Source organism: Haloterrigena salina JCM 13891, assembly GCF_000337495.1.
Lineage (GTDB): Archaea > Halobacteriota > Halobacteria > Halobacteriales > Natrialbaceae > Haloterrigena > Haloterrigena salina.
In genome coordinates, this window is the sequence record NZ_AOIS01000013.1 from 114,108 (window position 1) to 135,835 (window position 21,728).

Annotated in this window: 22 protein-coding genes; 7 read left to right on the forward strand and 15 right to left on the reverse strand. The window is 68.0% G+C overall.

Annotation, left to right across the window (positions count from 1 at the left end; genetic code table 11):
• Positions 1–112 precede the first annotated feature (112 nt).
• Positions 113–745: a helix-turn-helix domain-containing protein gene (locus C477_RS03695; RefSeq protein ID WP_049914212.1), complete on the forward strand. Its 633-nt coding sequence runs from the start codon at positions 113–115 to the stop codon at positions 743–745.
• Positions 746–785: 40 nt separating this feature from the next.
• Here the strand turns inward: C477_RS03695 and merB are convergent, their stop codons facing one another.
• Both merB and C477_RS03705 read right to left on the reverse strand, forming a co-directional pair.
• Positions 786–1,421 (reverse strand): organomercurial lyase, encoded by a 636-nt coding sequence (gene merB, locus C477_RS03700; RefSeq protein ID WP_008893097.1) that lies wholly within the window; start codon positions 1,419–1,421, stop codon positions 786–788.
• A gap of 110 nt (positions 1,422–1,531) precedes the next feature.
• Positions 1,532–3,904 carry a heavy metal translocating P-type ATPase gene (locus C477_RS03705; RefSeq protein ID WP_008893098.1) on the reverse strand — a complete coding sequence of 791 codons (2,373 nt, stop codon included), beginning with the start codon at positions 3,902–3,904 and terminating at the stop codon, positions 1,532–1,534.
• Positions 3,905–4,038: 134 nt separating this feature from the next.
• Between C477_RS03705 and hisG the strand changes: the two genes are divergently transcribed.
• On the forward strand, positions 4,039–4,917 hold the full coding sequence (hisG, locus tag C477_RS03710; protein WP_008893099.1) for an ATP phosphoribosyltransferase: 879 nt from the start codon (positions 4,039–4,041) through the stop codon (positions 4,915–4,917).
• 59 nt (positions 4,918–4,976) lie between these two features.
• On the opposite strand, the gene C477_RS03715 is transcribed toward hisG, so the two are convergent.
• Both C477_RS03715 and C477_RS03720 read right to left on the reverse strand, forming a co-directional pair.
• Positions 4,977–5,432 carry a DUF7344 domain-containing protein gene (locus C477_RS03715; protein WP_008893100.1) on the reverse strand — a complete coding sequence of 152 codons (456 nt, stop codon included), beginning with the start codon at positions 5,430–5,432 and terminating at the stop codon, positions 4,977–4,979.
• A 365-nt stretch (positions 5,433–5,797) separates the two neighbouring features.
• Complete coding sequence (locus C477_RS03720; protein ID WP_005554970.1) at positions 5,798–6,358, reverse strand: TATA-box-binding protein; 561 nt, start codon at positions 6,356–6,358, stop codon at positions 5,798–5,800.
• Between the two features lie 229 nt (positions 6,359–6,587).
• On the opposite strand from C477_RS03720, the gene C477_RS03725 reads away from it, so the two are divergent.
• Entirely contained in the window at positions 6,588–7,709 is a 1,122-nt protein-coding gene (locus C477_RS03725) for a methyltransferase domain-containing protein (protein ID WP_008893101.1), read from the forward strand.
• Positions 7,710–7,776: 67 nt separating this feature from the next.
• On the opposite strand, the gene C477_RS23970 is transcribed toward C477_RS03725, so the two are convergent.
• The 9 genes from C477_RS23970 to C477_RS03765 form a co-directional block, all read right to left on the reverse strand.
• Entirely contained in the window at positions 7,777–7,923 is a 147-nt protein-coding gene (locus C477_RS23970; protein WP_008893102.1) for a hypothetical protein, read from the reverse strand.
• Between the two features lie 39 nt (positions 7,924–7,962).
• Positions 7,963–8,163 carry a DUF7576 family protein gene (locus C477_RS03730; protein WP_008893103.1) on the reverse strand — a complete coding sequence of 67 codons (201 nt, stop codon included), beginning with the start codon at positions 8,161–8,163 and terminating at the stop codon, positions 7,963–7,965.
• A gap of 31 nt (positions 8,164–8,194) precedes the next feature.
• Positions 8,195–8,503: a HalOD1 output domain-containing protein gene (locus C477_RS03735; RefSeq protein WP_008893104.1), complete on the reverse strand. Its 309-nt coding sequence runs from the start codon at positions 8,501–8,503 to the stop codon at positions 8,195–8,197.
• Between the two features lie 153 nt (positions 8,504–8,656).
• Positions 8,657–10,816 (reverse strand): bacterio-opsin activator domain-containing protein, encoded by a 2,160-nt coding sequence (locus tag C477_RS03740; protein WP_008893105.1) that lies wholly within the window; start codon positions 10,814–10,816, stop codon positions 8,657–8,659.
• Positions 10,817–11,272: 456 nt separating this feature from the next.
• Positions 11,273–11,530 (reverse strand): hypothetical protein, encoded by a 258-nt coding sequence (locus C477_RS03745; RefSeq protein ID WP_152423254.1) that lies wholly within the window; start codon positions 11,528–11,530, stop codon positions 11,273–11,275.
• A gap of 106 nt (positions 11,531–11,636) precedes the next feature.
• Positions 11,637–12,368 carry a hypothetical protein gene (locus tag C477_RS03750; protein WP_008893107.1) on the reverse strand — a complete coding sequence of 244 codons (732 nt, stop codon included), beginning with the start codon at positions 12,366–12,368 and terminating at the stop codon, positions 11,637–11,639.
• A gap of 48 nt (positions 12,369–12,416) precedes the next feature.
• Positions 12,417–13,610, reverse strand: a complete 1,194-nt coding sequence (locus C477_RS03755; RefSeq protein WP_008893108.1) for an inorganic phosphate transporter — start codon at positions 13,608–13,610, stop codon at positions 12,417–12,419.
• A gap of 92 nt (positions 13,611–13,702) precedes the next feature.
• Positions 13,703–14,425, reverse strand: coding sequence for a DUF5828 family protein (locus tag C477_RS03760; protein ID WP_008893109.1), 723 nt, complete (start codon positions 14,423–14,425; stop codon positions 13,703–13,705).
• Positions 14,426–14,496: 71 nt separating this feature from the next.
• Positions 14,497–15,441: a hypothetical protein gene (locus C477_RS03765; protein ID WP_239641837.1), complete on the reverse strand. Its 945-nt coding sequence runs from the start codon at positions 15,439–15,441 to the stop codon at positions 14,497–14,499.
• 269 nt (positions 15,442–15,710) lie between these two features.
• Between C477_RS03765 and upp the strand changes: the two genes are divergently transcribed.
• Together upp and C477_RS03775 are read left to right on the forward strand one after the other, a co-directional pair.
• Complete coding sequence (upp, locus tag C477_RS03770; RefSeq protein ID WP_008893111.1) at positions 15,711–16,388, forward strand: uracil phosphoribosyltransferase; 678 nt, start codon at positions 15,711–15,713, stop codon at positions 16,386–16,388.
• 65 nt (positions 16,389–16,453) lie between these two features.
• Positions 16,454–16,831 (forward strand): cupin domain-containing protein, encoded by a 378-nt coding sequence (locus C477_RS03775; RefSeq protein ID WP_008893112.1) that lies wholly within the window; start codon positions 16,454–16,456, stop codon positions 16,829–16,831.
• Between the two features lie 36 nt (positions 16,832–16,867).
• Here the strand turns inward: C477_RS03775 and C477_RS03780 are convergent, their stop codons facing one another.
• Both C477_RS03780 and C477_RS03785 read right to left on the reverse strand, forming a co-directional pair.
• Positions 16,868–17,068: a YgaP family membrane protein gene (locus C477_RS03780; protein WP_008893113.1), complete on the reverse strand. Its 201-nt coding sequence runs from the start codon at positions 17,066–17,068 to the stop codon at positions 16,868–16,870.
• A 216-nt stretch (positions 17,069–17,284) separates the two neighbouring features.
• Positions 17,285–19,423 (reverse strand): S9 family peptidase, encoded by a 2,139-nt coding sequence (locus tag C477_RS03785; RefSeq protein ID WP_008893114.1) that lies wholly within the window; start codon positions 19,421–19,423, stop codon positions 17,285–17,287.
• Positions 19,424–19,592: 169 nt separating this feature from the next.
• Here C477_RS03785 and C477_RS03790 point away from each other — a divergent pair, with 169 nt between their 5' ends.
• Both C477_RS03790 and C477_RS03795 read left to right on the forward strand, forming a co-directional pair.
• Complete coding sequence (locus C477_RS03790) at positions 19,593–20,450, forward strand: hypothetical protein (RefSeq protein ID WP_008893115.1); 858 nt, start codon at positions 19,593–19,595, stop codon at positions 20,448–20,450.
• A 300-nt stretch (positions 20,451–20,750) separates the two neighbouring features.
• The gene (locus C477_RS03795; protein WP_008893116.1) at positions 20,751–21,698 is read left to right on the forward strand and encodes a TAXI family TRAP transporter solute-binding subunit; all 948 of its coding nucleotides are present in this window, start codon (positions 20,751–20,753) and stop codon (positions 21,696–21,698) included.
• Positions 21,699–21,728: the final 30 nt, after the last annotated feature.

Sequence of the window (21,728 nt, forward strand, 5' to 3'; positions counted from 1 at the left end):
TATACGGGCTCGAGCGAGCGCTGCGAAGCGGACGACAACCGCCGAAACGGGTCCGGGCCAGGGTAGTGATCGGTGGACAACGCTTTACCCAATTATCGTGGTAGCAACAAACATGAGGGAGGCTCACGTGTCACTGTCCGATCCGGCGTTCGATCGGATGGGCATCGCGGAGCTCGTCTCACTGAGTCGCGACGCGGGGGTTCTGGGATTCGAAGAACTCGCGTGTCACGGGACCGGCGCCGTCGTCCAGGTCGCGGTCGAGACGCCGATCGACGAGGACCGGCTGTCCGACCTCGAGTGCGTCGACTGGTGGGAGCGGATCGCCGACTCGGGCGGCGATCACCGCTACGTGATCGCGTTTACCGCGCCGGAACTTCCCGAGGGGCTCGCCGAGCGGGCGGACGAGTTGATCGGGACCTGCGAACCGGACGTGACCGATCGGGGGGCCACCCTGTCGCTGGTGGGCTCGCAGGAGACGATCGCCGCGACCGTCGACGAGTACGAGACCGCGGGAATTTCGCCGGAACTGCGGAGATTCGGGACCTACGACGGTCGCGACCATCCGCTGGCCGAGCTGACCGACCGCCAGCGCGAGGCGGTCCGGACCGCCCACGAGATGGGGTACTACGAGGTGCCGCGGACGGTGACGAGCGAGGACGTCGCCGCCGAACTCGAGGTCGATTCGTCGACGGTCGCCGAACTGCTCCAGCGAGCCGAGCGGAACCTGTTGGAACGGCACCTGTAACGGCGGGCGACGAACCCGGCGTCGGTCGATCCCTGCTCGGTCAGGCCAGGAGCGCGGCCGCCAGGTCGGTGGCGCCCTCGAGGGGCATCGCGACGGTCGCCGCCGGGACGGCGTCGGCCCACCGGTCGTACGACTCGCGGTCCGGGAACGCCCTGACGAACGGACAGACTGCGGCGTAGACGTCCGCGTGCGACGGCTCGCCGTCCGACGGCGGCGAGACGGTTTCGTCGACGCCGAACGAGACCGCGGCCGTTTCGGGGACGACCGTCAGATCGGCGATCCCCGCGGCGCGCGCTTCGATTGCCGTCCCGGCCGGACTCTCGGTCCGAATCGCGACCGGTCGCTCCGCGAGCGCCGACAGCAACACCGCGTCGTAGAAACACCGGAAGTAGTACCGTTCGCCGTCGATCTCGCCCCAGTGGGCCGTCTCCTCGTCGGCGTGACACAGATCGTCGACCGCGATCGACCCGCCGGTTCGACGGCGGACCGCGGCGACCCACTCGGCTAGGGTCTCGATCGACCCCCCGCCGAGGAGCCGTCCCAGTCCCGCCTGGACGTCGCTCGGCAGCGGGGTCTCGAGCCGCTGCGAACCGCCGAGCCACCGGTCGGAGGCCGACTCGAGGTCGTTCGATCGACCTTCACACGAACTGCCGCAGGTACACGGATCGTCCGTCATACTGCCGTCTACGGCCGCCTGCGGCTATCAGCGTGACTCCCAACGTGCTGGGACCATTTACCCCGTCCGCGAGAACGATTCGACGAAGTCGAAACGGACCGATCGCTCGCTCAGTCCGCCGGCCGGGGTTCCCGCGGCGCGGCAACGCCCGGCAGGCTCGGCACCGAGAGATCGGTCCGCCGGAGGAACTGCGCGTTGATCGCGACGATCACGGTGCTGAGCGACATGAGCAGCGCCCCGACGGCCGGCGAGAGCAGGATTCCGATCGGCGCGAGCACCCCCGCTGCCAGCGGGAGCGCGAAGACGTTGTAGCCCGCGGCCCAGACGAGGTTCTGTTGCATCTTTCGGTAGCTCGCCCGGCTCAGCTTGACGAGCCGAACCACGTCCATCGGGTTGTTCTGGACGAGGATGATGTCCGCCGACTGGACGGCGACGTCCGTCCCGCTCCCGATCGCGATCCCGATGTCGGCTCTGGTGAGCGCCGGCGCGTCGTTGACCCCGTCGCCGACCATCGCGACCGATTTCCCCTGCTCCTGGAGTTCCGTGATCTTCTCGTCCTTGTCCTCCGGTAACACCTCGGCGAAAACCGTGTCGATCCCGAGGTCGTCCGCAACGGCGCGAGCCACGTCTTCGGAGTCTCCGGTCATCATCGCCACCTCGAGTCCCAACTCGTGGAGCGCGTCGACGACGCGGTAGCTCTGCTCGCGGACGACGTCGGCGAGCGCGAACGCAGCGACCGGCTCGCCCTCGCGGCTCGCGTGTCGCTTCGTTCCCGCTCGCACCTTCGAGGACTCACTGCGTTCGTCCTCGCGGACCAGATAAACCACCGTCTGCGCGTTCTCGCCGGCTCGATCGGCGAATCGCTCGAGCGCCGGCGGAACGCCGCCCTCGAGTTCCGAGAGGAGGTTCGGCCCGCCGACGTACACCCGTTCCCCGTCAACCGTCGCGCGGACGCCCCTCCCTTTCAGCGCCTCGAAATCGGTGGCGGTCCGCCTCGAGACGCCGCGGTCGTCGGCCGCCTCGCGGATCGCCTGGGCGATCATGTGTTCCGAGTCGCCCTCCACGGTGGCCGCCAGCGCGAGGGCCTCGTCCTCGGAAACGCCGTCGACTGTCGCGATATCAACCACGCCCTGTTCGCCCTCGGTGAGCGTCCCGGTCTTGTCGAAGACGACGGTGTCGAGGGTTCGAGCCCGTTCCATCGCGATGCGGTCCCGAACGAGCATCCCGTTGCGCGCGGCCAGCGAGGTGTTGATCGCGACCACCAGCGGGATCGCCAGCCCGAGCGCGTGCGGACAGGCGATGACGAGAACGGTGACGACCCGCTCGATCACCGCCGAATCGAAGCCGGTCGCGATCGTCCACGCGAGCGCCGTGACGACGGCCGCGCCGAGGGCGACGTAGAACAGCCACCCCGCGGCGCGGTCGGCCAGCGCCTGCGTTCGCGATTTGCTCCCCTGGGCCTCCTCGACCAGCCGCATGATGCCGGCCAGCGTCGTCTCCTCGCCCGTCGCGCTGATGCGCACGCGGAGGCTGCCGTCGCCGTTGACCGTCCCGCCGATGACGTCGTCGCCGGGCTCCTTCTCGACCGGCGTCGACTCACCGGTGATCATCGACTCGTTGACGTCTGACTCGCCCGTCTCGACGACGCCGTCGGCGGGGACGCTCGCGCCCGGTCGGACGAGCACCAGGTCGCCCTCCTCGAGTTCGTTCGCCGGAACCTCCTCCGTTTCACCGGGCTGCGCCCGGTTGTCCGCGGGACGTGGTCCCGCGCTCTCACCGTCGTCCGTAATCCGCTCGGCCGTGTCGGGCATCAGCTTCGCCAGTTCGTCCAGCGCGCTCGAGGCCCGCCGGACGCTGCGCATCTCGATCCAGTGGCCCAGCAGCATGATGTCGATCAGCGTCACCAGCTCCCAGAAGAAGGCCGCCTCGGTGGGAACGACGACGCTCGCGAGGCTGTAGACGAACGCGACGGTGATCGCCATCGAGATGAGCGTCATCATCCCCGGCGCGCGCTCGCGCAGTTCCGGGACGGCCATCCGAAGGAAGGGGACGCCGCCGTAGGCGAAGACGATCACCGCGAAGACGGGGCTGATCCACTCGCTGCCGGGGAACGCCGGCACCGAGAAGCCGAGCCACCCCTGAAGCGCCTCGCTGTAGAGCAGGACGGGAATCGAGAGCAGCGTCGAGACAAAGAATCGGCGCCGGAACATCGTCTCGTGGCCGGCGTGCATCCCGCCACCGTGATCGCCGTGACCACCACCGGAATGCATCCCGTCGCCGTGATCCTCGCCGTGGCGACCACGCTCGTGGCCGACGTGACCCCCGCGTTCCTGCCGATCGCGGATCTCGGCTCGCCCCCGCTCGGCGTCGTCGGCCTCGTCCTCGAGCAGCGACCGTTCGGTCCGGTCGGCCCGCTCGCCGTCGTCTCGAGCGGCATCGAACGGCTCCGGACCGTCCTCGGCTCGGTGATCGTGATCGTCCATCGGTCGATTCGGTCGGACGGTATGCGGTCTGTCATCAAGGAAGTGGGGCTGGCGGCTCCCGGGCGCGGCGCCGCGAGACCGACCGTTCGCCCGGATGAAAAGACAATTCCCCGCCGACGACCAACGGGGTGCATATGCGAATCGCCGTTCCCAACAAGGGCCGCCTGCACGAGCCGACGATCGACCTCCTCGAGCGGGCGGGGCTCCACCTCGAGAACGGTGCCGACCGGAAACTGTACGCCGACACCGTCGACCCGGACGTCTCCGTCCTCTTCGCCCGGGCGGCTGACATCCCGGAGTACGTCGCCGACGGCGCGGCCGACCTCGGCATCACGGGGTACGATCAGGTCTGCGAAGCGCGCGTCGACAACGTCTCCGAACTCCTGAATCTGGAGTTCGGGCGCTGTCGGCTCGTCCTCGCGGCGCCCGAAGACGGCGACATCGACGGCGTCGACGACCTCGAGGGCGGCATCGTCGCCACCGAGTTTCCGAACATCACGGAAGACTTCTTCGCCGAGACCGGCGTCGAGCCCGACATCGTCGAGGTCTCCGGTGCGACGGAGCTGACTCCCCACGTCGAGATGGCCGACGCCATCGTCGACATCACGAGCACGGGGACGACGCTGAAGATGAACCGGCTCGCGGTGGTCGAGGAGGTGCTCTCGAGTTCCGTCCGGCTGTTCGGTCGCGAGGACGTCCTCGACGACCCGAAGGTCGAGGAGGTCCGGACGGCGCTCTCGTCGGTCAAGCAGGCCGAGGGCAAGCGTTACCTGATGATGAACGCGCCGCGAGACCGACTGGACGAGGTCCGGGACGTCATCCCCGGGATGGGCGGGCCGACGGTGATGGACATCGCCGGCGAAGGCGGGGAGACGCAAGCGACGGCTGACGACGAGATGGTGGCCGTCCACGCGGTCGTCGACGAACGGCGGGTCTTCGAGACGATCACCGAGGTCAAAAACGCCGGCGCGAGCGACATTCTGGTGACCGAAATCGAGCGATTGGTCGAGTAATCGCGGCCACGCGGCGCCCGCGGTTCGCACGAAGCGACCGCGGCCCCGACTCTTCCGAGCTACGGCCCCGACGACAGCCCCGCAGTGTCCGGGCCGCCGAGGGCCTCGAGGTCGAGAACCGATTCGAACGCCGAGAGCCGCGCCCCGGGAGCAACACAGCCACACCCCTCGTCGTAGTCGAGCACGCGGTAGTTCTCGAGCAGCGGCAGGTGGGTCCGGCACAGCGAGACGTGGACGCGCTGGCGCAGGTCCAGCAGCGAGGTGACGGCCGTCGAGTCGTGTTCGGCGTCGGCGATCCGAGCGACCAGCGCCGGCAGCTCGAGGGAGTCGTCCGCGTCGAGCAGGCAGCGCAGCAGTTCGCGGCGGCGATCGCTGTCCAGCACGCGGCGGACGGCAGCCTGCGGGATGGAGTCGTCGACCGCGACCGCAGTCCCGTCCGCGCGGTCGTCGCCGTCGTCCGCGCGCCGACGGCTGGCAGGTGACCCGGTCGTCGGCTGGTCTGTGTGGATCGTCATCGATACTGGACACTCAGCGCTGGCGAGTGGATAAACCGGGTCGGTCGTTGGGCTACCTGAGACCGAATTCAGCCCACTCTGGACCGTTCAACAGAGTTCGAACGGTCGAAATCCGGCAGAAGAGTGGTGAATCGACGCCAAAACGGTTTCCGGGCTAGTGATCGACGAAAGCCGCAAAATCGATTCAACGACCGACCGAAAGCGACCACTAATGTAAATGAAGAGAACGGTTCGCGACCGCGATGGCGTCCGTCCGCGGTGGTTCGAGCCCTGTCGGTGGCGGTGTCGCGAGCGCGGCGCGGTGCGCCGCGGAAAATGACACGGCCGGTACCCGCGAGCCGGCGAGCGGGCGAAAACGGGTGGCGTTACTCGAGCAGGCCGAGGTCCTCGAGGCGGGAGACGATCTTGTCGACCGCGTGTTCGGCGTCCTTGGGCTTCTTGCCGCCGGTAATGACGAGCTTCCCGGAGCCGAACAGCAAGGCGACGACTTCGGGCTCGTCGAGGCGGTAGACGAGGCCGGGGAACTGCTCGGGCTCGTACTCGATGTTCTCGAGGCCCAGCCCGATCGCGATGGCGTTCAGGTTGAGGTTTCGGCCGAGGTCGGCGCTGGTGACGATGTTCTGGACGACGATCTCGGGGTCCTCGTTGACCTGAATCTGGAGTTCGCGGAGTTTGTCGAAGACGATGCGCAGGCTCTCGTGGACGTCGTCGGTGCTCTTGGCACCGGTACAGACGATCTTGCCCGAACGGAAGATCAGCGCGGCGGACTTGGGGTTCTGGGTGCGGTAGACGAGGCCGGGGAACTGCTCCGGATCGTAGTCGGCGCCCTCGAGGTCCATCGCGACGCTCTGAAGGTCGAGTTCCTGCCCGATACCGGTCGACGCCACCACGTTTTCGATATTGATGGTGTCCTTGGGATCCGTCATAAGTCGCTTAAAAAGACGTATTTAAGGTTTATAAAGGTTAGTACCGCCACCTGATATATCCGGTATATTCGACGGCACCGGAAGATCCTTATACGCCAATTTAACCGGTGTCACTGGCTCGCAAGCGGGTTTAAGTCGGGACGAATGTGCGGTCGATCGGCGTTCGAAACGCCGCGGCGACGACCGCGAAGCGGTAGGCTCATGGCCGCCGCCGCGGTGAGCTACGGGCGTGTACCTGCTCGAGCTCGGCGGCGAGGACGACGCGTTCGCGGCCCGCGAAGCGACCAGCGCCGCGACCGGCGTCCGGCGGATCGCCCCCGGTCTGGCCGTCGCGAACGCCATCAACCCCGAGCGCGTCCGCGGACTGGCCTATACGCACCGCGCGAGCGACCTGCTCGGGCGCACCGACGCCGACCTCGAGACCGCGCGCGCCCTCCTCGAGACCGCACCGATCGACCGCGAGGGGAGCGTCGCGGTGCGCGCGACCGACGTCCACGGCTCGACTGGCGTCAGCACGGCGCGCGCGGAGCGCGAACTCGGGAGCGTGCTGGTAGAGCGTGGCTTTACCGTGGACCTCGACGACCCCGATCACGTGCTGCGCGCGGCGTTTTCCGAGGGACCGCTCGAGGGCGGCGGGGAACTCGAGGCCGACGCCGAGACCGGCGATCTGTTCGCCGACGCCGACGCGGGCGCGGAGACGGACTCGCTGGAGGAACGCGTCTCGGTCTGCGCGCTCGGCTGGCTCGCGGCCGAGAGCGTCCGCGACTTCGGGGACCGCGCGCCGACGGACAAACCCTTCTTCCAGCCCGGCAGCATGGACCCGCTACTGGCTCGGGCGGCGGCGAACATCGCCGGCGCAGGTCCCGGCGCGACGATCCTCGATCCGATGTGCGGCACCGGCGGCGGTCTCGTCGAGGCCGGTCTCGTCGGCGCCGACGTCGTGGGGACGGACGCACAGGAAAAGATGGTCCGCGGCGCACGGGAGAACCTCGAGCACTTCCTCGAACCCGACGAGCCGTCGCCGACCGGCGTTACCCGCGGGGACTGGGCCGTCGCCCGCGGAGACGGGACCCGGCTCCCGCTGGCCGACGACAGCGTCGACGGTGTCGTCTTCGACGCGCCCTACGGCCGCCAGTCGAAGATCGAGACCCACCGCCTCGAGGACCTGGTCGCGGGCGCGCTCGCTGAAGCGCGGCGGGTCGCCCCGCGGGCCGTGATGATCGCCGACCGGTCGTGGGCGAGCGAGGCCCGGGCCGCGGGGTGGGAACTCGAGGCCGCGTTCGAACGCCGCGTCCACCGCTCGCTGACGCGGTACGTGCTCGTCCTCGAGCGGCGGGAGCCGTCGACGTAGCGGCGAGTCTCCGGGACGCGAACGCGATCGTCTCGGACCGCGGCGGCGAGCGCCGGAGGGACGGGGGCTACTGCTCGACGTCGCAGGTGACCGTCGACGAGATCCACGCGCAGTCGTTTCGCGGATCGGTGATGACGCCGACGACGTCGCCGTCGGCCGTGTATTCGCTGTACTCGTCGCGAATTCGATCGTCCTCGGTCTCAGTGTCTGTCATCGGAGGGCAGCGGCGTTACCCGCGGTCGTCGGTGTTCGGTCACGAGTCGTCGGTACCCTCGCGAGGCGGACGCCACTCGTCGCGACACGCGTCGCTACAGAACCGGGCGATACGGTACGTGTCGTCCGAATCCGTCCACCCGACCGTCGGGTGCCAGTCGCCCCGATCGAGGCGCGTTCCGCAGTTCTCACAGCGGGCGGGAGCGTCGGATGCGGCGGCCGACGGATCGTCGTCATCCATCGAACCCGCCGTGGCTGGCGTTACGCATCGCTCAGTTCGCGCTGGCGTGCGCCGAGGCGGTTCGGTCGTCGGGCGTCTCCGCGCCCGGACTGACGACGACGGCGCCGTCGCGGATGCTGACGGTGCACCCCGCCATCACGAAGGAGACGTGCGTTCCCGCCGGCGGACGATCGCCGTTGCGCGGCTGGAAGATATCGTTGAGGGCGTCGGGATCGATCACCGAGTACAGCGGCGGCAGTTCGTCGACCGGCGTCTCCGTCGCGTCCGCGACCGCCAGCGCGACCGTGGTACACACTTCGTCGGCCCGAGAGAGTTGTCGGGTCGTCTCTGTTGCGCTCATCTGTTATCTACTCGGCAAAACGGAACGTTCGGGGAAAGCCGTACTAGCTCAACTGAGAGGTGCGCGCTTGAGCGGGTACTATCAGTTGAGATGTCCGCGCCAGATCGCCGCGACCGGGACCCGATCGGCGCGCTCAGGTGACGGGGTCGCCGGTCAGTCCGTGTAGAGCAGCATCAGCAGCTTGCGCAAGGCCGCGCGGAGGTGGTGGTTGAACGTCGGTTGCGTGATGTCGAGCGTCGCCGCCACGTCCCGCCCGCTGCTCGCGCGCGGCGATTCGAAGTAGCCGCTGAAGAAGGCCGTGCGCAGGACTTCCGCCTGCCGATCCGTCAGTCGATCCGCCAGCGTCGTCTGGAACGCCTGTCGCGTCTGTACCGATCGCTCGTCCTCCCGACTCGCCACCAGCGACGACTCCGGGTACGTCGACCGAAAGCGCTCCGCGAACCCCCTGACGTCCGCGTCGCTGGAGAGTTCGACCGTCAGCTGACCCGTTCCGTCGTCCGCGATCAGCGTCTGCACCGTCACTCCCCGCTCGAGACAGAACGAGATGACGTTCGATTCTCGCAGCGTGCACTCGAACACGCACTCGTCCTCCCGCTCCGCGACGAGCGTGAACTCCTCGATAGCGAGCGCTCGCTCGGCGAACGCCGCCACCTCGTCGACCGACGCGCCGTCGGTCGAGAAGAACACACGGAGCCGATCGTCCATCCGCGGAACGACGCTCTCGACGGAACACTCGCAACCGATCTCCGCGGTCAGGGCGAGAAAAACGATATCCGTGTCGCGGATCTCGAACTTGAGTTCGACGACACGGTCGCTGATCAGCGCCTTCTTGCTTTCGGCCGCGTTGATGGCGTGGGCGATCGTCTCACCGAGTTCGGTCAGCACGGCCTGCACTCGCTCGGTGAAGATCCCCGGGCGGTCCGCGTAGATCGTGAGGACGCCGTACAGTGTCTCCGCGTACACGAGGGGGATACTGGCGATGGACCGATAGCCGCGTTTCATCGCCTCTTCGCGCCGCGACGCGGACGACAGTTCCCGGACCACGTCCCCGACGACCCGGAGTTCGCGCGTCCGCACGGCGGCTCCGACCGGACCGCCCTCGTCCGACTCCCCGTCGGTCGTGAGCGGGACGCTGTCGAGATACCCGTCCTCGACGCCCGATCGAGCGTGCGGCGTCACCGTCCGCTCGAGTTCGTCGTGGACGCCGATCCAGGCGAAGCGAAACGAGTCGGCGGCCGCCAATCGATCACAGACGGCCTGCTCGATTTCGGTCCGCGTCGTCGCGTGGACGACGCTCTGGACGACGTCGCGGATCATGGCGTTGATCCGATTGAGTTGCTCGAGGGACTCGGTCTGCCTCTCGAGTTCGGCCTCCCGCTCTTGCAGCCGCTGCTCGCGGCTGAGCCGCTCGAGCGCCGCCTCCGTGTTCGTCGCCAGAATCGTCGCGTAGTCGACGGCGGTGGACGGGATCGTCGATTCGGTCGGCGAGCCGACGAGGAACACACCGTGGGTCCCGAGCGGGAACGCGAGCCGACTCCGCAGCGGGGAGTCGGCGTCCGGGAGGGACGCGTCGGGATCGTCGGCCGCGGCGACGTCGGCCCGTTTCGTGGCGAAGACGCGCTCGACGACCGCCGCACAGGGCGTCGACAGGCGGGACGAGCCGCCGGTCGAACCCGACGGTTCCGCGGCGAGCAGCACTTCCTCCGCTCGATCGGTGGCGGCTCGAGGCCGCAACTCGCCGCGGTCGTCGTAGAGACAGACCACGGCGACGGGGAACTCGAGAGACTCCGCCGCCGCGGTGACCGCTCGGTCTGCGATATCGTCGAAGGCGGTCATCGACATCAGTTCCCGCGAGACCGTCGACAGCGCGGTCAACTGCGTTTCGCGCTGGTGGCGTTCGAGCGCGTGGCGAAGCGAACGGGTCAGCAGTGCGCTGGTGATCTCGTCTTTGACGAGATACGCCTGCGCGCCCTGCTGGACGGCGCGGACGCCGACCCGCTCGTCGGAGAGGCCCGTCAACACCACGATCGGGACGGTCGCCGAGTGCTCGAGGACGCTCGTGAGCGTATCCAGGCCCGAACTGTCCGGAAGCCCTAGATCGAGCAACACGATATCGATCGACGACGACAACCGGTCGAGCCCCGCCTCGAGGCGATCGGCGCGGCGGAGAGTCACCTCCCGGGTCTCCCGGCCGACGTCCGCCTCACCGACCGACGATAGCGGAACAGTCGTCTCCCGGAGCATCTCTTCGATCAGGCGGGCATCGCCCGGATTGTCCTCGACGAGGAGGATACGGAAATCGTCGTCTGCCATCATGTAGCTATAACGTTATTTATCAGATAGATATGGACATGCACCAATTGTTCTCCAAAATACATTTTCGTTCTAACTATTCTACTTCCAATCTTCTCGACGGTGAATACAGGATGATGGCACGGAGACAAATAAATCCACAGGGGATTACAACCGGTTAGTTGGCTTTCGATGGCGCTACCGGCGACTACTGTCACACTAATGTTACTTTATGTAATCCGTCACTGGCGACTTAGTGTATTCAAAGAAACAAAACGGGGCGGTTCGCTCGCTCGACTTCGCTCCCGTTCGAGTCGCTCACGGCGCCGCCCACTCGCGTGATCGTCTCGCGCGTTATCGCACCGTGAGCGAGTCGCGACACGTCAGGCGTCCGAGCCCCGGTCACAGCGGGCGACCGTTCGGTTCGACTCGCCGCGGAGAACTCGAGCGTCCGATCGGCGGCGCCGCTCTTCAGCGTCAGCGTCGGGTCGCGGGTCGTCTCGACGCGGACCGCGAGCGACTCCGTGGTGTCGATCCCGGCGTCGACGTACGGCGCGGCCGCGGCTCCGTCGACGCCTCCTCGAACTCCTCGGCGACGGGCTCGCAGCCGTCGGTCAGCGAGAGCGCGTCGAGTCGGTGGCGGGAGCCGTGCTCAACGAGGTCGTCGCGGTGGTTGCGGACGCCTCGGTAGGGGACGAGTTCGTCGACCATCTCGGTCCACGTGAGCAGCGGCACGTGCCGGAGGTCGTCCGATTGCGGCAAATGCGTCAAAACGTACGACGGTGTCGATCACCGACCGGTTCGAACCGCCGGAGCGGGTCCGGGAAGCGGGGGAACGGACTCACACACCGGTCGTCTTGACCAGCGACTCCAGTTCTCGGGCGACCTCGGGAGGCACGACGAGCCGGCGCGGGCCGGGAACGTACTGGCCGTCGGGCTGGGCGTACTCGAGGGTCACGATCGCCGCGTCGCCGAATCGCCGAGTCGAGGCGTTCCGGATGACCGCGAGGTCGATCGCCTGGTCGGGATCGTAGAGGTAGATCGTCCCCTCCTCGGGGTCGAGCGCGCCGACCGACCGCAGGAACGAGGCGAGCACGAGCGCGACGAGGGCCAGCGGGAGCAACAGCGCGGCCAGCCCGGTAAACGGGCCGGCGCCGACGGCCAGCAGTTCCCGCTGGGAGACGATCCGGCCGGCGGCCATCAGCGATCCCATGACCGCCAGCATCGCGACCGTTCCGAGCGCGACGTCCACCGCCCGCTCGAGGCCCGGTCCGGATGGCGCGTCGACGGGGAGCGGTCCGGTGAGGGTCGCGAGGTGTCGTTCGGTGTCGCCGACGGTGGCGACGGCCAGCACCGTCACGACGAGCGCGGCGAACAGCGCGACGATGAGAGAACCGGCGCCAGCCTGCCGGGCGAGGTCGTACAGCCGCCAGAAGACGATGATAGAGGCGGTCGCGAAGAACGTTCCGACGCCGAGCGACCACAGGAGCCGAACGGTGCGAGACGTCGAGGCGTCGCGTCGCCACTGGATCGCCTCGGCGTCGCTCGAGTTCGCGGACACGTCCTCGTCCATACGCTCACTCGCGACCGATCGTGTAAAGCCTGTTCGATGTCGACCGACTCAGCCGAGAACGGCGGCGACCGCGGTGAAGGCGACATAAGAGATGACGATCGAACCGGCCAGCGAGCCGATCCACGCGAGGACGGTGTACCCCATCTTCCGGGCGCTGACGCCGCCGCCGGCGCCCGCTGCGGCGTAGCCGCTCCCGATGATCGCGCTGACGATGATCTCGTTGAACGAGACGGGGATCCCGAAGAGCACCGCGCTCTGGGCGATCATAAACGAGGGGATGAGCGCGGCGATCGAGCGCCGCGGCCCCAGCGAGGAGTAGTCCTGCGAGATCGCCTTGATCATCCGCGGCGCGCCGGTCCACGAGCCCAGCAGGAGCCCGAACCCGCCGCCGACGAGCAGCGCGATCAGGGGTATCTCGAGATCGCCCGACAGCGGGATCAGCGGCCCGACCGCCAGTCCGACCTGGCTGCCGCCCGCCGAGAACGCGACCAATCCGCCCAGCACGAGCAGGAAGTGACGCTCGCCGCTCTCGAGGCCGCTCCGGATATCGAAGCCGACGACCGCCGCCCAGAGGACCGCGATGGCACCCGTCATCGCGACGGTGCCGGCGATTTCGGGGCCGGGAACCCACCCGCTCAAGGCCTGAGCGATCGACGCCCCGCCGGCCCCCGCCGAGCCGAGGATGGCGAACTCGATGTTGGCGACGAGGACGCCGACGAAGGCGGCCAGGAGCATAATGAGATACCGCTCGGCGATCAGTTCGGCTCGGAGCAGGCGGGCGATCGTATACGCGATCCCGCCGCCGACGAACGGCGTCAGGATCCACAGCGTGGCGATCTCCGTGTACTTCGCCCACGCGGGATCGCCGCCCATCGCCAGCCCGACGCCGATGACCGCTCCCGTCACGGTGAAGGCGGTCGCGATGGGGTACCCCGCGAAGACGCCGAGCGCGACCAGCCCGGCCGCGATCGTCAGCGCGATCGTCGCCGCCATGGGCGTCAGTGACGGGCCGAGGATCAGGTCGGAACCGACCGCCTCCGAGACGTTCGCGCCCTGTAACACGGCGCCGGCGAAGCCGAGAATGCCGACGAGAAAGCCCGCTCGCATCACCGAAATCGCGTTCGCGCCGACCGCCGGGGCAAAGGGCGTCGAGCCGCTCGAGCCGGCGCCGATCGCCCAGGCCATAAAGAGGCTGGCCAGTGCGGCCACCAGAAACGTCGCGATCGTCACGAGCTCGACCATCTATCCCGCCATACCAGCTAGCCCTACAAGTGTGTGCCGACCTCGATCCCCGTTCGAGGGGCAGCGACGCCGTCTCGGTCCCGGATCGACGCTCAGTTCGTCGTCGACCGCGAGTCGTCGTCGGGCTCCGGCGGCGGCTCGGCACCCTCGATCGCCTCGGCCGCGTCGGTGTCCTTCTCGACGCCGACGTGCCAGCGGTCGACCTCGTCCTCGTACTCGGCCAGCAGGTCCGAGACGTCCTCCTTGAGGATGTCGTCGTTGACGTTGACCTCGAAGACGAACTGCTCGCCGTTGTCGCCGTTGCGGGTCGACTGCTGGATGTTTGCGCTGATCAGTTCGTTGTCGAAGTAGTACGGCGCCAGCTGGGTCATCACGTTCTGGTAGACCGTGTCCTCGACGCGACGGAGCGCCTTGCGGCTCGCCGAGTCGGCCGCGCGCGCGACGTAATCGATCGATTCCCGCCAGTTCCCGACCGCGCCCTCGGCGTCGTCGTCCTCGAGTCGCTCGTAGGACTCCGAGAGCTTCTCGCCGGCGGTCTTGATGTCCTCGTCGGGTTCCTTGCCGGCCTTCTCGCCTTTCCCTTCCTCGACGCTGGCCTGGTCGGCCGTCTTCTCACTGACGTCGGTATCGAGGGTTTCGTGGGCCTTGGGCCGCCATTCCTCCCACTCCTCGAAGGCGTCGACCAAGCGGGTGTCGTCGGCGCCGTCGGGATCGTGGACACCGGCGTCCCGGAGCGCGCGGGTGATGCGCTCGCCGTGTTCGACGACGTCGCCCCAGTCACCGCGAACCTTGAAGCCCGAGATACTCTCTTCCATTCGGTTGCCGCGGTCCTAGGGGACGGATCGCTATAAACTTCGTTACTGCGCAAGACTGGCCGCCGCCGCGATCAGTATCGCTGTCCAATCACCTCGGAGCCGCCCCTCGGCTGGCCGCTCATTCCCTGTCCGTCCCGTCCCCGTTCGGCCATCCCTTGCATCCCTCGAGACCCGGTCGATCCGACGCCGGTTCCGCTCCCCTGACGACCCCGAGAGCCGCCGCCGACCCGCCGGAGGAGGCTCTCGCAGGAGTTCATCGTTCGCTCGATCGTCGCCACCGTCTCGAGGACGTGCGGGTGGCGCTGCTGGAACTGCCGAAGCGTCGGGAGCCCCTCGTCGGCGACCCGTAGGAACGCGGTCGCGAGCTCCGGGCCGAACATCGAGTCGCGGGCGATCAGCAGCTCGTTGAGCGCCGCGATCTCGGCGAGATCCTGACAGATTCGGGCGCAGCGTCCGAGCTCCGGTCCGCCGCTGGCACACCGCGTGGCACACCAGGCGGCGACGTGGGAAAGTTCGCCGAAGTCCTCGAGGGCGATCCACAGCTCGTTGGTCATGTGGTCCTCGAAGAAGGGGGCCTGGCCGGTCTGCCCACCGCCCTGCTGGTGCTGCATCCCTCGCGTCTCAGTTCGGCGGGCACCCTGTGTTCCGGTTTGATGGGGTCCCTGCATCCCCATCTGGTGGGAGTCCGTCCGCTGGCCGTCCCGGTGGCCGCTTATTTGCTGCCCGCCTTGCTGACGACCGCGCATCGGTTCGCTCCCCCGATCGGCTATCGGTCGACCGGCCTGCTGTCGGGGATCCCCCTGCTGGCCGGTCGTTGACCGGCTGGTGCTCGGTCCCCGGTCACGTGTCATGTTCGGCTCCTGGCCGCCCGTCTCGGACCGTTCGGACGAGCCGCCGAACTGCGGCTGGGTGTCCATTCCGGTTCCCGTGCGCGTCCCCGGTCCCCTCGCCTCGGGCAGTTGGCCGTACTGTTCGCCGGTTCGGTCGTGCTGTTGCTGATCCGAGTGATGAGTCATGAATAGTGTACCTCGGGTGTGCCGGCGGCTACGCCGATCCCTCGATTAAACCGGTTCTACCGTTTCGTCCGTTTACGTCAGAAAACGACTGGCTTTCGCGGTCCCAGCGGCCGATAACGACCGAAACCGCGCGGGCGCGCTCGAGTAATCGCGGATTGAAACGCGCCGCCGGAGGGAAGTTTGCGGGATGGCAGCCGGAACCACGGGAGATTCCGCCCCGGCCGCGGCTGATCGACAACGTGAACTACCCGGCGACAGGCTGTACGGGTATGACGATCGAAGACCGGGAAAACGCCTATCTCGTCACGCACGCACTGGCGAAGGACACGCTCTCACGGCTCCGCGATGTCGAAACCGAGCAGGTCAGCTTCCGGAAGGGCCTCGTGAAGCTCGGCCGGATCTGCGGCTACGAGATCATCGACGGCCGGATGGAAACGGAGTACGTCGAGATCGAGACTCCCCTCGAACAGACCATGGGCGAGCGCGTCCGCGGGCTGGACGACGTCGTGATCATCAACGTCCTCCGCGCGGCGACGCCGTTCGTCGAGGGGCTGTTGAAGGCCTTCCCCCGCGCTCGACAGGGCGTCATCAGCGCGAGCCGCGACGAAGAGGCCGGCCGCGAGGAAGACGGCTCGTTCCCCATCTCCGTCGACTACGTGAAACTGCCCGAGATCACCGAGGAGGACACCGTGATCATCGCCGACCCGATGCTCGCGACCGGATCCACGATGTGTACCGTCCTCGACCACGTCATCGAGAACTCGCCGGAGCCCGAGAACCTGATCGTCCTCTCGGCGGTCTCCGCGCCGGAGGGACTGCTCCGCGTCGGCGATACGTTCCCCGAGGCCGACCTGCTGACGGTCTCGATCGACGACCGCCTCGACGACGACGGCTTCATCGTGCCCGGGCTGGGCGACGCGGGCGACCGGGCGTTCCGCACCACGTAACCGTCCGTCGCCGACCCGCCGCCGGTCGCCGTCGACTTTTTGTGAGCGAGCCGTAATCGCTCCGTATGGAGTACTCCGTTATCGATCCGGACGACGGGGAGCCCGTCGAGGGTCGCCCCTGCGATCTGCGCCGGCTGAGCGACGCGGCCGACCTCGAGAACGTTGCGATCAACCGGTTTCGCGCGGACCCAGGCGAACAGCTGCCGCTGGCCTACCACTACCACGAACAGCAGGAGGAGGCGTTCGTCGTGCTCTCGGGGACGCTTCACGTCGAGACGCCCGAGGGCGAACTCGAGGTACCGGAGGGATCGATGTTCGCGGCCCCGCCCGAAGCGCCCCACCGCGCGTACAACCCCGAGGACGCCGAGGGGTCGGTCGAAGTGATCGCGATCGGCGCGCCGCCGGTCAGCGACGACGCCATCCCCTACGAGCCCGACGAGTAGCGATTCGGCCGCGAACCGGGCGCTCGATTCTGCCACCTACTCGGCCGAACAGGTATCGATCCCGAGGACGGCGTTGACCGGACAGCGCCGAATGATCGCGGTCGCGACGATATCGCTGCCGGCGACGAACGCGAGCGTGCCGGCCGTTCGATCCCGGTTTCGGTAGCCGATCAACAGCAGTGCCGCGCCGAGGGCGATCCGCAGCGCGCGGTCGAAACCGCCGACGTTTCTATCCATACGCGGACGAACGGGCGAGACGCCCGTAGGGATTTCCTTGCACCGGCGGGCGGTCGCGACGTGGCGGTCCGCGCGACGGCGTCGTCGATCGCGAAGCGAACCCCTTCGTTTCCGGTCGAACCGGCCCGAACGGCCGTTTTCGGACGGTTCGACGGTCGCGGGTCCAGACGAAACGCTGCTCCGACCGCCGGGGATCGCGTTCCGACGCCGCGAGTCTCACTCCTCGTTTCCGTCGTCTTCGCCTCCGCTGGAGAGCCCGGCGTCACGCTCGCGCTCGAGCGCCGGTGGTGCCTCGTGATACGCGGAGTAGCCGTCGAACCAGCGGGCGATACGCTCGAGTCGGTCGACGACGTGAGCGGGTTCGCCCGACCGGGAGAGTTCGTGGCTCTCGCGGGGATACCTGACCAGCCGCGTGTCGACCCCGTGTTTCTGCAGCCCGCGGACGAACAGTTCGGCCGTGTTGGCGGGTGTCCGGTAGTCCCGATCGGAGTGCAACACGAGCGTGGGCGCGTCGACGTCGGCGACGTGGGCGGCGGGCGACCGGTTCCACAGGAAGTCGGGGTCCTCCCAGGGCGTCGTCCCGAAATCGTCTTCGACGAGTGTGAACGCGTCGCTCGAGCCGTAGAACCCGGTGAGATCGTAGACGCCGCGCTGGGAGACCGCCGCCTCGAAGCGGTCGCTGTGGGCGACCGCCCACGCGGTCATGAACCCGCCGAAGCTGCCGCCGGTGACGAAGACCTCGTCGTCGTCCACGAACTCCCGCTCGCAGACCGACTCGACGCCCGCGAGCACGTCCGCGAGCGTCACCTCGCCCCAGTCGCCTTCGATGGCCGTCGCGCGGTCCTCGCCGTACCCCGTCGACCCTCGCGGGTTACACCAGAAGACGACGTACCCTCGCGCCGCGAGCGTCTGGAACTCGTGCCACATCGTCCCCGCGGTCGTCCAGTGGGCGTGGGGCCCGCCGTGAATCTCGACGATCAGCGGGTACCGCTCGCCCGGCGACGCGTCGGCGTTGAACTCGGGAGGCGTCAGGAGCCAGCCCTGGATCGACTCGCCGTCGCTCCCGTCGTCGGCTTCCACACCACCGCCGTCGACCTCGAACCACACCTCCTCGGGCCGGCGTACCGGCCGGTCCGCGAGATAATCGTCGTTGACCCGCGTCAGCCGGTGGACTTCGTTCCCGCCGCGGGTCGTGACGAAGACGTCGCCGGGATGGTCCCACTCGCTGTAGACGTAGGCGACGGCGTTCTCGCCGACCGAGAAGTCGGCGATCGTGACGCCGTCGCCGTAGACTCGCGTTGGTTCTTCGCTCGCATCGGCGGGCACCGACCAGCAGACGCGCGAGCCCTCGTCGGGCGTCGTGAAGTACAGCGTCTCGCCGTCGGGAGCCCACTCGAAGCCACAACGGTGGCCGACGGTCCGATCGAGCGACTCCGTCGGCGTTCGCTCCTCGCCGGTGTCGCGGTCGTGTACTCGGAGCTCGGTCTGGCGCATCGAGGCCCGGTACTCGGGCGTGAATTCGACGGCGACGCGACCGTCTTCGGTGGCGTCGATCGATCCGGACTCGAGCCAGCCCGTCGTCTGCGCGAACGCCTCGCTCTCGTCGGACTCGAGGCCGTGCTCGTACAGGTCGTACGTCAACGTGTCGTCAGGGTTCTCGTCGGCCGCGGCGGCCTTGGCGGCGTAGTAGACCGTCTCGTCGTCACCCCACGTCGGAGAGACGTAGTCGACGGCCGAATCGGCCGGCCCGTCGTCGGTGAGACGGGTGATCGTCGTTCCGTTCGGATCGTCCTCCGGATCCCTCGAGAGCGCGGCCTCGACCTCGAGGACGTAGACGTGGCGCCGCCGGTCGTCGAAATACTCGGTTCCGGCCCGGTAGACCGTCCGGTCGATCACCCGCGGATCGGGGGCCTCGCGCTCGTAGTCGGGATCGACCGCGCGATCCCGGCCGGCCTCGCGGTCCTCGGGCGCGACGCGCTGGGAGAATAACAGTCTGGAGCCGTCCGGACTCCACTCGAGATCGTCGATCCCGCCGACGACCGACGTGAGCCGGCGCGCTTCGCCGCCGTCGGTCGGGACGAACCAGACCTGCTCGCGGTCGCCCTCGCCGCGGGTGCTGGCGAAGGCGAGTCGGTCGCCGTCGGGGCTCCAGCGAGGCTGGGAGTCGACGCCGTCGCTCGCGGTGAACTGCGCGGCCTCGTCGCCGCCGACGGGGACGGTGTAGATCGACGCCGCGTACGACTCGTCGTCGGCGGGCGTCCGGCGGACGAACGCCACCCGCTCGTCGCTCGGCGAGAGCCGCGGCTCCTCGACGTGGACGATCTCGTGGTAGTCGACCGCCTCGATCCCGTTCATACTCGAGGTCGTACCCGCCGGCCCATATAGCTCGGCGAGGCGGCAGACGGACGCATCCTCGGTCGGGCTCCTCGAGCGCCGGTCGAATCACCCGTCGCTGATCCAGAGTCGACGACTGCCGGCGCTCGGGTCCGGTAGCGTTTTGTCAGTTCGCCGTCGTCTATCGAGTATGGCAACGCGAAACTCGACCGAGCGCGTCGCGCTCGGCGACGGCGGTGATGGACCGTCAGACAGGCGATTTCGACTCGCCGTCGCCGTCTACGCCGGCGCCCTCGTCGCGGGCGTCGTCTCGGTCGCGGCCGTCCTGACCGCGTTCGTCCCTGGTCCCCTCTCCGCCGTCTACGCGGCCGGATTCGCCGGCGGGTTCGTCGGCGGACTGGCGGTGGCGGCCGCGGATCCGCGGCTTCCCGTCCGCCTCGGCCGCACGCTCGGCCGACGGGCGGCGATCGTCGTCCCGACCGCGCCGTTCGTCGTCGTCTGGTTCGCCCCGCTCGAGGCGGCCGTCGACGTCGTCGCGCTCTGGGCGGTGATCACCGTCTTCGCCTCGGGCTACGCCCTCTCGCAACTGGCCGGGAACCGGTACGTCGACGCGGTTACCACCGGCGAGCCCGCGGAACGGTGGCGGTGGACGCCGCCCGGATCCCCGGTCGTCGACGCCCTGCTCGCCGGGATGTGGCTCGTCATCGGAATCGGTGACGTCGTCACCGGGTCCCCGGCGCAGGGCCTGTTGTGGTTGGCACTCGCCGTCTTCTGGGTCGCGAGCTGTCTCGTCGAGGGCCGGTGGTCGTTCGGTCCGGGGCGGGACCGTTGCGAAGTCCAACTCTACGAAACCGGGCTCGTCAAACGGCGCCTGTACACGAAGACGTTCGTCCCGTGGAACGAGATCGGCCACACCCGCCTGCGCGAGGGTGAACTCGTCCTCGACCGCGGCCTGCGCGACGTCCGGTTCGATTCCGATGAGCTGGGGGATCCCGACGCCGTCCTCGAGGCCGTCGACCGCTGGCTGGAGACATCGGCCGAGCGGTGACGGAGCCAGCGGCGATTCACTCGACGGCGGCTGCACCCGCTCGTTGCGCACCGGAGGCGGTTCCGGATGACATCGATCTTCTCGAGACGGACGGGATCGAACTCGTCGACGGTGTGACCCGTCTCGACCGTATTCGCTCGACGAGTCCCCGTTCCCTATAACGAGGTATTCACGCCAAATGAGGGATGGTTGAAAGTATAGTCACCTAACAATGATTTTCACAACATATCATCCGACTGTTCCGGAGATATGATTTACAATCAAAAATGTATAAATAGCTCCGACGAAACCGCTAGCGGTATGAACCAGAATATTAATAGACGGACGTTCATCGCAGGCATCGGTGGGACCGGTATCGCCGCTCTCGCGGGCTGTTCCGGCGAGGGAGACGAGGACCAGCTCGCGTGGCACTCGGGCGGCACCGACGGAACGTACTATCCGCTTTCGGGCGAGTTCAAGACGATCGTCGAAGACCAGACGGACTACTCCCTGCAGGTCCAGTCGACCGGTGCGAGCGTCGAAAACGTCAGCAGCCTCAACAGGGAAGACGCCGAGTTCGCGCTGATCCAGAACGACATCGCTTACTTCGCGGTCAACGGCACCGGCATCGAGGAACTCGAGGGCAACGCGATGGAGAACATCCGCGGCGTCGCGACGCTGTACCCCGAGACGATCCACGTCATCACGCAGGCCGACTCGGGAATCGACGGCCTCGAAGACCTCGAAGGCGCCTCGATCAACACCGGTGACACCGGGAGCGGGACGCAGGTCAACGCCCTGCAGATCCTCGAGACCGCCGGCATCGGCGAGGACGACTTCGACGAGCAGAACGCCGACTTCGGAACGGCGGCCGATCAGGTCCAGGACGGCGACGTCGACGCGGCGTTTACCGTCGGCGGCTGGCCGGTCGGCTCCGTCGAGAACCTCGCGACCAACCAGGACATCGAACTGGTCGAGATCTCGGGCGACCTGCGCGAAGACATCATGGCCGACGCCGAGTGGTTCGCCGAGGACACCATCCCCGGCGGAACCTACGACGGCGTCGACGACGACGTCGATACCGTCTCCGTCCAGGCGATGATCGCCACCCACGACGGCGTCGACGAGGAGACCGTCGAGGAGGTGACGACGGCGATCTTCGACAACACCGACGAGATCGGCACGAAGTCGGAGTTCATCGACGCCGACTCGGCCCAGGACGGGATGCCGATCGACCTGCACGCCGGCGCCGGAGCGTACTTCAACTGACGCTCGGTGAGGAGTTCCAACCCCCGGTTC